The organism is Labrenzia sp. ATLA3 (genome assembly GCF_057180185.1).
Genome location: NZ_JBXUKV010000004.1, coordinates 233,364 through 248,576 on the forward strand (window position 1 = coordinate 233,364; position 15,213 = coordinate 248,576).

Consider the following 15,213-nt stretch of genomic DNA (forward strand, 5'->3'; position numbering starts at 1 on the left):
CCAGGCTTTTTGCCTCTTACCCTTCCACTTGTGTGGAGGGGTTAGGGCTGGGGGTCCCCACGTCGCATCGGTGCTCAGTTCGTTTCAGTGCCCGATCAGGCCTCCCCGAACAGATCTCTTCAGGCAGCCAGATCTTCTTTGGTTTCCGGCTTGCCCATGCCCAGCATGTGGCAGATGGCGAACGTCAGGTCGGCCCGGTTCATGGTGTAGAAGTGGAAGTCGTTGATGCCACGGTCGACCAGGTCCATGACCTGTTCGCAGGCAACGGAAACGCCGACCAGCTTCCGGGTTTCCGGATCGTTGGACAGGCCGGCAAAACGCCGGGCCAGCCACTGCGGAATGGACGTTCCGCATTTGGCGGAAAACACCATCGTCTGTTCGAAATTGTGGATCGGCAGAATGCCCGGGATCACCGGAATGTTGATGCCGGCAGCCGCAATCCGGTCCAGGTAATCGTCAAACATGTCATTATCGAAGAAATACTGGGTGATGATCCGGTCCGCCCCCGCATCGACCTTCCGTTTCAGATTGTCGATCTCAGTCTGCCAGTTGCTGCTTTCCGGGTGTCTTTCCGGATATCCGGAAACGGAAATATCGAAATTGGCGATCTTCTTGACGCCTTCCACCAGATCGGAAGCGTAGGCATAGCCTTCCGGATGCGCCACGTAGCGCGAGCCGATACCGTCCAGCGGGTCGCCGCGCAGCGCCACCAGATGACGCACGCCCATATCCCAGTAATCTTTGACGATCGTATCGATCTCGCTGCGCGCTGCCCCGACACATGTCAGGTGCGCAGCCGGTGCAAGATCTGTTTCCTTGAGGATACGTTCGACAGTACGGTGCGTGCGTTCGCGAGTGGAGCCGCCAGCACCATAGGTGACGGACACGAAGGACGGGCTGAGCGGCGCCAGCCGCTGCACCGTCTGCCACAGCGTCTCGCCCATCTTGTCCGACTTCGGCGGGAAAAACTCGAACGAAGCCGTGATCGGGGACGGTGCGGCCTGGTGAGACCGGCGGTTGGAAATGGCTGTCATGTTAGGCGACCTCTCGGGACGTGTCTCGGGCAGGCAGGTCGGTGACAATTCGGCGGTCACGCGCAAGCCAAAGGGTTACGGTAAGGTTTGAGTCGTTGCCGTCACCCGGAACAAGATCAGTGACCTGTTCCAGGTCGAGTTCGAGCGTTTCAAGCCAACGCTCCATCTGATCATGGGCAAAACCCAGGCGGCGGTGCGCGTGTTTCTCGCGCAGGAACTCCAGCTGATGCGGAGCGAAATCGATGATCAGCAGGCGGCCACCGGGACGCAGCGCGCGGGCGGCCTCGTTGAGGGCCCTTGCCGGCTCGTCCAGGAAATGCAGCACCTGGTGGATCGCCACGACATCGAAGGACCGTGGCGGAACATTCAGCGCATAAACGTCGCCATGGCGCACCTGGGCGTTCGAGAGCCCGGCCTTGGCGAGATTTGCGCGGGCGACAGCGAGCATGTCATGCGAGGCATCAACACCAAGCGCCGTGACATACTGGTCGGCAAACACTTCCAGCAGTCGGCCCGTGCCTGTACCCAGATCGAGGAACGACTGAAACGGCTTGTCGCCGAGGGCCTTGCGCATCGCCGTCTCGACAGCGTCTTCGGAGACATGCAGCGAGCGCTCCCTGTCCCAGGTCAGCGCGCGGGCAGCAAAGTAAGCCGCAGCCTCATCCGCTTTCGCCCTGCGAATTGCCTGGAACCGCTCCTGATCCGCTGCCAGCACCGGGTCTTCCAGGGAAATACGGGCAACAAGATCACGGGCAAGCTGGCCTTCCGGGCCATCCGCCAGCCGATAATAGACCCACGCTCCTTCCGGGAACCGCTGAATGAGATCGGCTTCGGCAAGCAGCTTCAGGTGACGCGAAATGCGTGGCTGGCTCTGACCGAGGATCGCCGTGGCATCCTTCACGGTCAGTTCGCTTTCCGCCAGAAGCGCAATCAGTCTCAGACGCGTTGCTTCACCAACCGCCCTCAGGGCAGCCAGGGTATCGTCAACGGACAGGGTCTGTTCTTCGGTCATTAGCTTCGCCATCAATGTCGATATAAAGATATCTTTATATGAAATCGACGCACCGTGCAAGCGATCAAAACAAATGCGACACCGATTGGCTCGTATTCGTCGAATTTGAGACAGGATGTCGGAATAGAGGCACAGCCCGCCTCCCCGCTTTCAGCAGCCAGGCAGACGCATTGGATCAAGTGGAGCGGAGCGGGTTCACGAAATCGGAACAAGCCGGACGGATCTGCAAAGCTTGCACCCTCCAGCACACCCTAATCATCTCAGCTTTCCGCAGGCTTGGCACCCTGCTCGAGCATGTGCTCGAAAAGCCCCTCACGCACACAGCCCGGCAGGCCGTCGCGCTGGACAAGCGTGGTGCCGACGAGCTCCCTAGCGTAGAGCTTCTCGATGTCGCTTGTATCGACGGTCTGGCCGTGGACGACGGAATTCAGCTTGGTCCGGAACGCTTCCAGGCCGCCCATCGAGGAAAAATGCCAGCCTGCGTCAGGCAGGATTGTCACCGGGCGGCTGATGCCTGAAAGATTGTTGTTCCGGATCCTGAGAAGCGGTTGGGTGACAAACCCTGGCACGTAGGACTTTTTCGTCATCCTCGCCTTGGTCCGCCGCAGTTGTTGCGGGGTTGTCAGGTATTTCTTTTCGATCATCCGCGAACCGAGTAGCCAGGTCTTGCCCGGAACAACGCGGTTGAGATGATGTTTGTGCAGGCTTTGCTCGAACACAAGCAAGCGCCCCTTGTAGAGCTTGTCGTCCAGCACCTTCTGCAGAACGTCCGCCCGCACGATCTCGTCCACATCCGACAGCAGAATCAAGTCGTCCGGCGCACATCCTTCAAGCGCCTGCGCAATACAGTTGCGCTGATAGTTTTCCCGTTCCCAGTCCGCCTTGCGTCTGTTCTTGTAAACGCCAAGCGCCGGCGGCAACTCGTCTGGAAACGCGATCTGAAGATCGATGATCTTGTCTGCCCAAGGGGCGAAACGCGCGCGATTTTCCGCGAAATAGAACGGCTTGGGACCGCCCCGCTGCGTCTGGTTTGCCTCCACCAGTACAAAATAATCGACTTGGTCACCCATTTCCCGCAGGCGGATTTCCAGAAGGTCGAATTCGTTATGGAAGACAAAACAGTCGTAGAGCTTCATGCGTGCGCCCGGTTTCCTAAATCAGCAAACGTCAGCAAGGCCGTACTGCCGGATCGCAGCTCAAGACGTCGCCGGCCCGTTCTGGTGCCTGCCGGGACCGATATCGGATTTCACTCAAGAGGTCCACGCACTTGGCACAGAAATGCGCCGCGCCCTGACCCGCCTTCCTTATTTGATCGAGAAAGGCATCCGGACCATGGCTGTCTTGCCGCTGTATTCGTCGTTCACGGTCAGCTCCAGCACATAGTCGCCCGAGGGTGCACCACTGACATTCAGTGTCAGGTTGGCCATATATTCGGTGTTGGGCACGTGGCTCTTGAAGTCGAACCGGCCAAACTCCTTTTGTCCGGCAAGCACCTTTCCATCCGGTGACGCCAGATCGAAATCGACCGTCAGAAGCGATGTGAACAGGCCATCCTGCTCTTTCCAGTCAAAACCGACCGGCTCCAGATAGATGCGCAGCGTCTCGTCCTTCGCAAATGCTGCATCGGCTCTGGGCGTGTAGATACCGTAGCCATCGGCCGGAGCCTTCACGAACAAGGCAGTGGGAATGGAGAGTGACGCCTTGGACCAGACGTCGAACAGCGCCTGCCGCATCAGGGCAATCGCCTGTCCACCGTTGCCGGCTTCCAACGCCGCCTCGGCCTCGCCCGCCTTTTCCTGCAAGGGGCCCGCCAGCACCTGACACGACAGACCCGCTGCAAGCGCGCCTCCAAGAAGCATTTGTTTCAGCATCCTTCCCCCCGTCACAATTGCAATCCGACACATGCAGCAAACCATTATGACGGTCTTGCCGCAAATGTCATATGCCGGTCTGCGAAACACCAAGGGCAAGGCACAGCGCTTCGATGTCCTGCCGGGCGGGCAAGTGAGGCCGTTCCTGTCGGCAGAGCACCTCCGGCAGACGTGCTTCCGTCTTTTGGTACGTTCCCGCAGGCGCGCCGAAAGCCGAAAGCTTGCTTCCGTTAAGTGAAGCCGCTTAAATCCGGATGCTGGCCCTTCAGCTTTCCATTTCCGGAAGTCGGCAGGACTTATTTCCACCAGCGCACATGTTTGATGAAATGATTGACGCAGCCTTTGCCAGGGAGTGGTCAGGTGTTTTTTGAGCGCGGCCTCGTGACGAGATCCATTTACCTCTTTGTTTGCGTCCTGCTTTTCACGGTGTCGGCACATGCAGAAAAGCGCGTCGCGCTGATCGTGGGAAACGGGGACTATACCTCGGCCGGCACACTCGAAAATCCGGTCAATGACGCCAGGAAACTCGGAGAAGCCCTGAGGAGCCTGGATTTTGAGGTCCTGCAAAAGGGAAATCTGGGGCGCGCCTCTTTTCTGGAAGCGATCCGGACGTTTTCCAAATCCCTGGACGGGGCTGACGTCGCGCTGTTTTTTTACGCCGGGCACGGAATTCAGGTCGCTGGCGAAAACTATCTGGTGCCCGCCGACGCCCATCTGCAGGAAGAGAGCGATATCAATTCCGAACTGATCGCCGTCAAATCGCTTCTGCACCAGATGGACGGCTCGGCAAAAACCAGGATCATTCTGCTCGACGCCTGCCGGGACAATCCATTCGCACCCGGCCTTGCCCGCTCCATGGACACAAGAGCGGTCGAAGTGGGCCAGGGTCTTGCCCGGGTCGATGCCGGTCCAGGCACGCTGATCGCCTATGCAACGGAGCCGGGCAATGTCGCCCTTGACGGAACCGAGGGAAACAGCCCCTTCACAAAGGCGCTGCTGACGCACATTTCCACTCCTGATCTCGACGTTGCCCGCATGCTGCGGCGGGTGAGAACGGATGTGATTGAAACCACGGAAGGCGCGCAGATCCCCTGGGAAAACTCCTCCCTGGTTCTGGATTTCACTTTCAACCCCGCCGAACAGGGCAAAGTGGAACTTGCGTCGAGCGAAGAAGCCTTGTGGGAAGCCGTCCGGTACGGCGACAGTCCGGAGGAAGTCCGGCTTTATCTGGACCGCTATCCGGACGGGCAATTCGCCGAGGATGCCTTGAAGCTGCTGAACAAAACCCTCGGACACAGGCATCCCTCGATTTCGGACAACCAGAATGCCAAGGCCCGGCAGTCAGGCTCACCACAGGTGAAAACGTGCCTGGCGATCGAAAACACGGATCTCGGCGCCGGTGTTCCAGAAGGTGCCGTGCAGGCCTGTTATGATGCGGTCGCGCTCTTTCCCAACGCCGCTGTACTCCGGCTGCTTTACGGCCAGGTCCTCGACCGTTCGGGCAACGAGGCCGAGGCATCCCGCCAGTACCGCCAGTCGGCGGAACTCAACAACACCGACGCCATGGTCGAACTGGCCATCGCCTATGAGCTTGGCAAAGGCGTCGAATGGCAACCGGAAGAAACGCTGCGGCTCCTGCAAAAAGCCGCCCGTCTGGGCAACGCCGGCGCCATGACCCTGCTCGCCCATTCCTATAACGAAGGCAACCTCGTCGACTATGACGAGGCGAAGGCGTTCGAGTGGTTTCAGAAGGCCGCTGAAGCGGGCAATCCGGAAGCCGCGTTTTACGTCGCCGGAGCCTTTGACAGGGGTGAAGGCGTTGAGCAAAACGATTTCAAGGCCCGCCACTGGTACCAGCGCGCGCTGGAATCGGACGACGAAGCCCTGGCGGCAACCAACCTCGCCTGGATGTATCTCCAAGGGCGCGGCGGCGACACAAACACCGAGAGGGCCCGGGAGCTGCTGGAACAGGCTGCGGCGGCTGACGACCCGATTGCAATGCGGGAACTCGCCCTTCAATACCTGAAGGGCACCTTCAAGAGCGATCGGAAGGAGATCGCCGTCGACTGGCTCATGAAAGCGCTGAGATCCGGCGGAAGGATCGAGGCGGAATTCTGGTTCTTGACCAGGTCCGACACCTACCCACTCTCCTTCAACAAGGAGGTGCAACGCCGTTTGAAGGAAGCCGGAACCTATCATGGCAAGATTGACGGCCAGATCGGTGACAAATCCCTGCAGGCGCTCTTTCAATATGCGGATGAGTAGAAACGTTCAGACTGTTTCCAACCGCTAAAACAAGTATGCATCATATGGGTTTCACTCAATTGAGGTTGGTATAAGTGATGGTGTGGGGACTAAAACTGCCAAGCGGCTTTGGCGACTATTTCCCTGATGCGGACTTTGTTGGGTACAGCGAGCGGCTCAAAGCCTACTTCGAAAATGAAATGTCGCCCGAGGAACAGGCGAAATTCGGGGAATTCCGCGGCGCCGGATACGTTGGCCACGTCGTCGATAATTTCAAATACGAACCCGGTACGGTTCATGGAGACAGAATTCCCTATCGACCGGTCGCAGAGCACGAGTGGCCTGAAAAATACGAGCTTCACAAGGCCTACAAAACACTCGGCTCCCTTTTCATGATGAACAGTCAGCTGCTTGCGGTCGATACGGATTTCAAGAATGCGGTCGAGCGACTTGAGCCGGGGACTCATGAGTTCCGCCCGATCGAGGTCGTGACGCGCAAAAGGCAAGCCTATCCCAAACAATACTACACGATGCTGATCGGTCAGTTTCTGGACAGTTTCGATCCAGGAAAAAGTGTTGAAGGTTCCTGGGAGAAACCTAGTGAAAAATATGAGCAATACTTTGTGTTCAGCAATGCTAAAAAGTACTTTTCCGGGCTGGCCTTCTCCAAGAACGTAATCGACGGCGCTCACCTGTGGCGCGAACGCAGACTGCCCCATCCTGAGATCCTATTTTCTGATGCACTGAAAGCAGAATTCGACAAGGCGAATTTGCGTCTGCCCAAGCATGTTCAAATGAAGGAAGTCTAGCTTGAGTAGCCAAGGGCTCCTGGGGCATGAAGCGGCTCCAAAAGGCCCGCATACCAGATCAAAGATCAGGAGCGCCTTCGGAACCGAAGCTGGAATGGCATGAGAAATCGCAGAGCTGCGTCAGCAATAGCGCAGGGAGCGGGCTTGTGCCCGGTCCAGCGCACTGACGCCGCCCGGTGAAGCCTTTTTCAGGTCTTTCGGATATGACCGGATTGATGCGCCTCGAACCAATTGATCTTCATTGTGGGCCACACTTTAAAGCTGGTCCTCGGCAGCGCCGCTGCTTTCTCCGTCCACCTCCTCGCCCAGAAGCCCGGCGGCAGCAGCACCCGCTGCGGCAGCTTCCTTGGCAGCAGGCGACAGTGCCTCTTCCTCTTCATCAGACCCGGCAACGCGGACGGTCACCTGTCGATGCGCAAAGCGGATGCCGTTTTTTTCGAACAGATCGCGCAGGCCCGCATAAACGACCTTGCGAAGCTCGAACTGCTTGCCGGGCCGAGTGGTGAACTTGACACGCGCGATCATGGCGCTGTCTTCCATCGACATGATGCCTTGAGACTTCAGCGGCGCCAGGAACATGGGGCCGTAATACTCGTCTTCCAGCAGTTCCTTGCCGAAGTTCTTGATGATCTTGCGCATCTTCTCCACGTCTGTGTCGTAGGTGACGCGGAACGCGAGTTTCATCACGGCCCAGTCGCGCGAAAAATTCTCGATCTTCTGAATCTCGCCGAAGGGAACCGTTGTCAGTGCACCACGGTGGTGCCGCAGCTGCATGGACCGGATCGAGATTTTTTCAACGACGCCCTTGGCACTACCGATATCGATATATTCCCCTTTGCGGAAGGCATCGTCGATCAGAAAAAATGCGCCTGAAAAGATATCCCGGATCAGGGTTTGCGCCCCGAAGCCGACCGCCAGACCGACGACACCGGCACCGGCGAACAACGGGGCGATGTTCACGCCGAGCTGCGATAGCACCACCATGGAGGCGATGACGACAATCGTGATCAGCAGGAAGTTGCGGAAGATCGGCAGCAAGGTCGAAATCCGGCTTTCGCCGGTTCCGCCGACTTCCGCCTCCTCGTCCTTTTCCGCCGGCGCTTCCTTGGCGATTTCCCGATCAATGACGATCTTGACGGCTTCATAGGCCATGTAGCCGAGGAACATGACCAGCAGCACCTCGACGAAGGAACCGATCAGTGAGCCGCTTCCTGCCAGTGGCAGCCCCCATTTGGAAGCCAGCATGTCCAGCGAAGTGAACACGACCAGGATTGTGGCACCCCGGTCGAACAGGTCGCGGAAGGGAGAGCGCCGCGCTTCCCGTTCGGCAGCTTCCGCACGTGCCTGTGCCAATGCGCTGGCAACGTCCTGTTCGTCGGCCTCGCCCGTTTCGGTGCTCTGGATGTCCTGAGCGATTTTTTCCTGTGCGGCGACCGTGTCCAGCCGTGGCAGCAGAACCCTGTCGATAATCAGGATCAAGACGCCATAGGCAACTGCGGCCATCAACAGCACTTCCAGCGGAGCGCCTACAAGACCGATGGCGTCCGGCAGGTCGAGCAGGATGCGCACGGCCGAAATGCCCCAGGCCAGGAAGAAATAGGCAACAGCGAGGAAGTGCCAGACACCGGCCAGCGCCCTGCGCCAGATCGGCGCGTCCATTCCTCTCTTGCCCCGGATCAACCGTGCAATCACCCGGCGATAGACAATCGCAATGCCGGACAAGATCACCATCGACAGCGCGGACGCTGCGATCAACGCAAGTTTATGAATGTCCGGCGACAGCCCCAGCCGCTCCATCCACAGGCAGAAGGCAACCGCCATCAGCGACACACCGGTGCCGGCCAGCAGTGTCCGGTAGAGCCCGGTTGCTTCCTGGTTGGAAAGCGCCACCAGCCGGTGGGTTTCGGCGTCCGGCGCCAGAATATTCAACCAGACGACACGCATCGCCAGAAACGCCGTCAGGGTGCCGACGACCACCAGGGCCGTCTTGTTGGACGCATCGATACCGGTTCCGATCAGAAGAAAAACAGCGGCCGAAACGGCAAAAAACAGCCCGACGCCGACAAACATCAAAATCGCCCGGGAATAAAGATAGATGATCTTGTCGGCACGTGTCGTCGCATCCGGCCGGTACCACGACGCGAATTGCCGCCGGCCCCATCGGCTCAACAAGGTGTATGCAGTCATACCCAGAACCACCGCGATCAGAATGTCCAGAAACGTCGCCGGCATCCAGCCAAGTCCCTGCTCGCCTCCTTGAGCGCGCAAGGTCTTCACCATCACCTGCCGGATCTCCGGGATCTTCTGGACGATGGACTTCAGAACGTCGCGGGACTTCACGGCATTGTCCGCGAACTCATCCATTGTCTGAAGCGCGCTTTCTCCCGCCCCGGCGTCGTCCTCTGGTGTCGCACCACTGACCGCTTCCGGCTGCGCTTCTCCGCCTGCCCTTTCACCGGCAGCCGCACTGCCGGTGCCTGTCTCTGCCTTGGAGGAAGTTGCGCCGGAAAACAGCCCGGGAATGCCCTGCGCCTGCACCCCGGAGGGGAGACCGCCCAGACACAGGAAAAGCGCAAGGAGACCGGACAGAAGAAAGATCGCCCTGCCAGGGCCCCGACGGCCACCGATGGTCAGGCAGGATCGGCGAATGGTTTGGTGTGAAAAGCGCATATCAGCCCCGGACGAGTCGCGAAAAAGATCCCGATCTTTTGTGGCACGTATCCGTGCCTTTTGAAAGAAAACCGGCTCGTCGGGAAAGGCTGCAAAAAGAAAGGCCCGATCCATTCGAACCGGGCCTTAGCAGGCAGGAGGCGCCTTGCAGAAATGTGTCAGTTGAGAACGTTGTTGTTCCAATGGGCCATCTTGCGCTTGGCCTCGGCGATGGTCATGCGTTCGAACATGGACATGGCGTCGCTGCGCACTTCCGGTGTCAGGCGGTGACGCCAGGGGCCGATGGACAACAGCGAACCAACGGTGATGGAGGAGAAGCCGGAGGACTTGGCAAGAATAACGAAGGGCTCCGGATCGGGCCGTACCATCCAGTGGCTGACTTCCTCGACTCCGCATCTCACCAGCCAGGCAAATGTGGCAACCGCTTCTGCAAAGCGGTCTTCCGAGGCGAACCGGCGCAAGGCCGCTTCGTTGACCATTCCACGCTTTGCCAGCAACAGCACACGGCTGCGGGCGGTCTCGAAATCATAGCGGCCAAGCCAATACTGGTTGGACATGCGCTGCGCGGCGATATCGGCGGCTTCGTCGACCCGGTGCGCTTCATGGCTTCGACCGGCCGCATGCAGCTTCCGACGAACCTCTTCGCTGGCAACCGAGATCAGGCTGGCGATATGAGCCTCGGCCAGATCCGCGCGTTCGCTTAAGGAAAGCTGCAGCGTCGCATCTGAAGCCGCATCGCTGATCAGGGACATGATCGATGCATCCGACAGGCAGGCACCATCGTTGCTGGCCACCTTGCGCTTGACCTTCAGGTCACCGCGGCGCACCAGAACGTCGGTCAGTTCTTCGGACAGGACCTCCCGCTGCGCAATCGCGAAGCGGTGGGCGTTGCCGCGCTTTTCGGCGATCTTGATCAGGTCGGCTTCCCGCAGAACGGTCGAGCGCAAAAGGATCGGCTCGGAGACTTCGATCTCGTCATCAGCCAGACGGCGGATCGTCTCTTCCGGGCCGCGCCTCAGGCTGGACATCTGGTCGGCGACATAGCGGCGGACTTCATCTTCCACCATGTCGACAAGCCGCAGCAGAACGGAATCATAGATATCGACCTGCTCGTCGGAGCAGCGGTCGGATGTCAGGGCAAACAGGGTGGCGACATGCCGGGCCAGTTCGGCCCTCCGGGCGCTGCCAGCTTCACCGGTCAGCTCCGAGAAGTTTACCAGTTCTGTTTTCAACGCTTCAGTCATGTTTCATTACCAATTTTCGCAAATGTGCCGGTTTGGCGTTGGTACAGAAAATGACGATGAGTTTTAAAGAAGGTCGAAACGCGCTTTTCCAGAATGTAATCGTCTTTTTGTAAAACTTGAGATCAATTCTAACTATATCGTACACATCATCCATATCACTCTGAAAAATATAATCTTTTGTCAAAACCAACTTCGTAAGATCCGCTTTTTCCGGAGCCCCGAAATCTGGATATTTTTAGCGGAAAACCATTTCGCGAGCCGATATGAACGGGTCTGACAGTCAGGGTTTACGACTTGCTGAAACACCTGCGCCACTCCGCAGGAGACCTGGACTGGTTCGCGGTGAGAGGCGATCACTCGATAAAGAAATAACTACCTTTTCTTATTGACGCCCCTCCAAATCCACACAATAAAGAAAGAACAATATTTCTTTATTGGAAACCACAATGTCCTCCGTCGTCCGTTTTCCCCGCACTGCCACTACGCCGCCCACGAAAGCCCGGGGTCTTTCCCGACTGATCGCCTTCCTGCGGCGGAAACTCGGCACCTCGGGGTCCTTGCCATCCGGTCACCACCGCATTCCGGACGATTTGCTCAAGGATGTTCTCAGCGACAACGGCCTGCGAGCCAGAGAGGAAAACAGGCGCAGGCCTGTCGTAAGCGGTCCCTGGAGTTAAGTGTCCTGGAACAAGGACGGTCTCAACACACGCACAGCGTCCCGAACCGCACCTTCGGGAAATTGACGTGCGCAACAAAAAACCGGCACCTTTCGGCGCCGGTTTTTGGTGTTCTCACTGGTTAATCGTTACTCGGCCGCTGCCAGAAATTCCTTGGAAGCGGTCTTGTTGTCCGAGCCGCCATCGTTGCTCTTGTCGAGCTGCTCCAGCAGAACACGGCGCTTTTCGGCAGCCGCTTCGATATTGGCATCCTTTACCGGACCGAAGCCGCGGACGAGGTCCGGAACCCGCGCAAGCTCTACCAGAAGCCCGTATTGGCCTTCCGGCAGCCGCTGGAGAATTGCGGCAATATCAGCTTCATATTGACCGACAAGCGCGCGCTCTGCCTTGCGTTCCGCCGTCCGGCCGAACGGGTCATACCATTTGCCGCGCAGACCCTTGAACTTCGCCAGCAAGCTGAAGGCCTTAAAGATCCAGGGACCGAAGGCAATCTTCTGCGGACGGCCGGTCTTGGGGTCCGTGCGATGCGCAAGGAACGGCGGAGCCAGATGAACCTTCAGCTTTTTCGGATCTTCGAAGCGCTGTGCAACCTTCGTTTTGAAGGCCGGATCGCTGTAAAGCCGCGCGACTTCATATTCGTCCTTGTAGGCCATCAGCTTGAAGAGCATGTTGCAGACCGTCTGCGTCAGGCGCATCGTGCCTGTGCCATACGCTTCGTCAGCTGCCTTAACCTTGCCGACCAGATCCAGATAGCGCTGCGCATAGGCCGCGTTCTGATAGGACGTCAGCTCCTGCGCGTTGAAGGCGATCTTCTCGTCAACGGTAAAGACACGCGGCTTGGCTTCGCTAGGCAGCGTCTTCAGAAGCTTCTCCGGATCGGCAGCCAGCACACGGCCTGCCCGGAACGCCTTGATGTTGTTCTTCACCGCCGCACCGTTCAGCTCAAGTGCGGTTTCGATGGCATAGTCCGACACCGGCAGCGCGCCGCTCTGGAACGCCATACCGACCAGCAGCATGTTGGCGTAAATGGCATCGCCCAGAAGTTTTTCGGCAATATCAGCCGCGTTGACCGGCAGATACGTGCCGGACGCCTTGCGCAGGGAGCTGTCCATCTGCTTTTCGTCGAAGGAAAGTGTCTGCTTCAGCACGAATTCCGCAGTCGGGGCCACCTTGGTGTTGGCAACCGTCATCGTGTGGCCACGATGGGCAAGTGCGAGCTGATCCGCATTTGCGGCCACCACCATGTCGCTGGCGATCAGAAGATCGAGGCTGGCAGCGGGAACCCGCGGCCCCTCGATGGACTTGTTGCCGGCGGCAAATCGCACGTGAGACGTCACCGGGCCGCCTTTCTGGGCAAGGCCGGTCATGTCCAGCGTGGAAGCCTGCTTGCCGTCCACATGGGCCGCCATCGCCAGGACCGCGCTGATCGTGGTCACGCCCATGCCGCCGATACCGGCCACCAGCGTATTCCAGGTGCGATCGAGCGAGGCCAGTGTCGGCAGCGGCAGGGCTTCCACCAGCGCGTCAATGTCGACCTCGGCCTTCTTCGGCTTCTTCAGCGCGGCGCCATTGATCTCAACAAAGGACGGGCAGAACCCCTTGATGCAGGAAAAGTCCTTGTTGCAGCTCGATTGGTTGATGACGCGCTTTTCGCCAAAGGGCGTTGCCAGAGGCTCGACCGACAGACAGTTGGACTGCACTGAACAGTCGCCGCAGCCTTCGCAAACCCGGTCGTTGATGAAGAGGCGCATGTCCGGATCGGGAAACTGCCCGCGCTTGCGCCGGCGGCGTTTTTCCGCGGCACAGGTCTGGTCGTAAACGATCACCGAGACGCCCTTGAAAGTCTGCATCTCTTCCTGAACGTCCATCAGTTCGTCGCGGTGGTAAACCTTGGTGCCGGGTGCAAGCGGTGTCCAGGAACCGTAGCTGTCGGGATTTTCCGAAACGACCGCGATCCGCTCGACGCCTTCGGCCTCCAGCTGGCGGGTGATTTGCGGCACACTGAGCTGGCCGTCCACCTTCTGACCGCCGGTCATGGCGACCGCATCATTATACAGGATCTTGTAGGTGATAGGCACATTGGAGGCGAGCGCCTGACGGATCGCCAATATGCCGGAATGGAAATAGGTGCCGTCCCCCACGTTGGCAAAGACGTGGCTATCGCCGGAGAAGGGCTGCTGCCCGACCCACAGAACACCCTCGCCGCCCATGGCAATCTGGCCTTCCGTCGTCCGCCCGGCCATTTCGGTCATGGCGTGGCAGCCGATGCCCGGCAGCGAGCGAGAGCCTTCCGGCGTTCTGGTGGACGTTGAATGCGGACAGCCGGAACAGAAATAGGGAATGCGGGCTGCGCGTTCCGCGTGGCCCTGTGCCCACATGGCCTGCTTGGTCATGCGGTCGGCAACGGCGCGCATTTCTTCCGAGACCACCTCTCCCGGCAGCCAGCTCATCAGGCCTTCGATCAGTTCGGCGACAGACAGTTCCAGGACATCCGACAGGAACGGCTTTCCGTCCGGACGGCGCTTGCCCCAGATTTCCGGCCGGCTCATTTCCGGCCAGTGGTAGGAAATCTCCTTGATCTGGCTTTCCATGAAGGCGCGCTTGTGTTCGACCACCAGCAGGCGCTCAACGCCACGGGCAAAATCGCGAAGGCCCAGCGGCTCCAGAGGCCAGCTCATCGCCACCTTGTAGACCCCAAGGCCCAGCGCCTTGGCAAAATCCTCGGTAATTCCCATCAGGTCGAGTGCCTGCAGCAAATCCCGGTAGGCCTTGCCGGAAGCAACGATCCCGTATTTCGGATGGGTCCTTGCACCGAAGGTGACGCGGTCGAGACCATTGGTGCGCACATAGGCCTGAGCCGCCGGAATGCGAAGGTCACGCACCAGGCGCTCGGTTTCAAGGCGGTTGCCTAGAAGAAGGTCACGGTTCTGGTGATAGTCCTTGCGCGGGTCGCCTTCCAGCGGACGCATCATGCGCAGTCTGTTCGGAGAAATGTTGATCGTCGCCGATGCGTCCATCGTGTCAGCCACACAGATCAGCGCCGTCCAGAGGCTGGTGAAGCGGGACATTTCCAGGCCGTGCAGGCCATAGTCGAGAACGTCCTGAATGTCGGCCGGGTTCAGAACCGGAATTTCGGCATGCTCGAAATAAAACTCGCTCTGCGCCGGAAGGATGGAGGATTTTGCAAGGTGGTCGTCGCCGGCAAGCGCGAGAACGCCGCCGTTGCGGTCTGTGCCCGAAGCATTCGCCTGGCGCAATGCGTCGCCTGCACGGTCGACCCCCGGCGCCTTGCCGTACCAGATACCGAAGACGCCATCGTAAGCAGTCGCCCGTCCGACACCGCCCTCGCCGCGCAGCTTCTGGCTTCCCCACACGGCGGTTGCGCCAAGCTCTTCGTTGACGCCCGGCTTGAAGACGACGTCATATCCCTTGAGGTGGCGGTGGGCGCGCATCAGCTCGGTGTCGTACCCGGCAAGTGGTGACCCGCGATATCCGGAAATGAAGCCGCCCGTCTTCAGGCCAGCCAACTGATCCAGACGCGCCCGATCGAGCGCCAGCCGGACAAGCGCCTGTATGCCTGTCAGATAGACCCGTCCCTCCGTGGCGACATATTTGTCCTCCAGGGTTACGGTTGGCATATGCACATTCATCC

Annotated in this window: 10 protein-coding genes; 3 read left to right on the forward strand and 7 right to left on the reverse strand. The window is 59.0% G+C overall.

Annotated features, from left to right (window positions below; translation table 11 throughout):
* Nucleotides 1–119 precede the first annotated feature (119 nt).
* The 4 genes from metF to AC2A6O_RS12535 all read right to left on the reverse strand — a co-directional run bounded on the left by metF (nt 120) and on the right by AC2A6O_RS12535 (nt 3,917).
* Entirely contained in the window at nt 120–1,034 is a 915-nt protein-coding gene (gene metF / locus AC2A6O_RS12520; RefSeq protein ID WP_148586390.1) for a methylenetetrahydrofolate reductase [NAD(P)H], read from the reverse strand.
* A gap of 1 nt (nt 1,035) precedes the next feature.
* Nucleotides 1,036–2,046 carry an ArsR/SmtB family transcription factor gene (locus tag AC2A6O_RS12525; protein WP_148586389.1) on the reverse strand — a complete coding sequence of 337 codons (1,011 nt, stop codon included), beginning with the start codon at nt 2,044–2,046 and terminating at the stop codon, nt 1,036–1,038.
* 260 nt (nt 2,047–2,306) lie between these two features.
* A complete protein-coding gene (locus AC2A6O_RS12530; protein ID WP_498927415.1) occupies nt 2,307–3,182 on the reverse strand; it encodes a hypothetical protein in 876 nt (291 codons plus the stop codon).
* Nucleotides 3,183–3,350: 168 nt separating this feature from the next.
* Nucleotides 3,351–3,917: a hypothetical protein gene (locus AC2A6O_RS12535; RefSeq protein ID WP_498927417.1), complete on the reverse strand. Its 567-nt coding sequence runs from the start codon at nt 3,915–3,917 to the stop codon at nt 3,351–3,353.
* 381 nt (nt 3,918–4,298) lie between these two features.
* On the opposite strand from AC2A6O_RS12535, the gene AC2A6O_RS12540 reads away from it, so the two are divergent.
* Together AC2A6O_RS12540 and AC2A6O_RS12545 are read left to right on the forward strand one after the other, a co-directional pair.
* A complete protein-coding gene (locus tag AC2A6O_RS12540; RefSeq protein WP_498927419.1) occupies nt 4,299–6,182 on the forward strand; it encodes a caspase family protein in 1,884 nt (627 codons plus the stop codon).
* Between the two features lie 77 nt (nt 6,183–6,259).
* Nucleotides 6,260–6,970 carry an imm11 family protein gene (locus AC2A6O_RS12545; RefSeq protein WP_498927421.1) on the forward strand — a complete coding sequence of 237 codons (711 nt, stop codon included), beginning with the start codon at nt 6,260–6,262 and terminating at the stop codon, nt 6,968–6,970.
* Nucleotides 6,971–7,225: 255 nt separating this feature from the next.
* Here AC2A6O_RS12545 and AC2A6O_RS12550 read toward each other — a convergent pair whose 3' ends face one another.
* Complete coding sequence (locus AC2A6O_RS12550; RefSeq protein ID WP_498927423.1) at nt 7,226–9,640, reverse strand: mechanosensitive ion channel family protein; 2,415 nt, start codon at nt 9,638–9,640, stop codon at nt 7,226–7,228.
* Between the two features lie 158 nt (nt 9,641–9,798).
* Nucleotides 9,799–10,884 (reverse strand): DUF2336 domain-containing protein, encoded by a 1,086-nt coding sequence (locus AC2A6O_RS12555; RefSeq protein WP_498927425.1) that lies wholly within the window; start codon nt 10,882–10,884, stop codon nt 9,799–9,801.
* A gap of 446 nt (nt 10,885–11,330) precedes the next feature.
* Here AC2A6O_RS12555 and AC2A6O_RS12560 point away from each other — a divergent pair, with 446 nt between their 5' ends.
* The gene (locus AC2A6O_RS12560) at nt 11,331–11,561 is read left to right on the forward strand and encodes a hypothetical protein (protein WP_498927427.1); all 231 of its coding nucleotides are present in this window, start codon (nt 11,331–11,333) and stop codon (nt 11,559–11,561) included.
* Nucleotides 11,562–11,689: 128 nt separating this feature from the next.
* On the opposite strand, the gene AC2A6O_RS12565 is transcribed toward AC2A6O_RS12560, so the two are convergent.
* Entirely contained in the window at nt 11,690–15,211 is a 3,522-nt protein-coding gene (locus AC2A6O_RS12565) for an indolepyruvate ferredoxin oxidoreductase family protein (RefSeq protein ID WP_498927429.1), read from the reverse strand.
* Nucleotides 15,212–15,213: the final 2 nt, after the last annotated feature.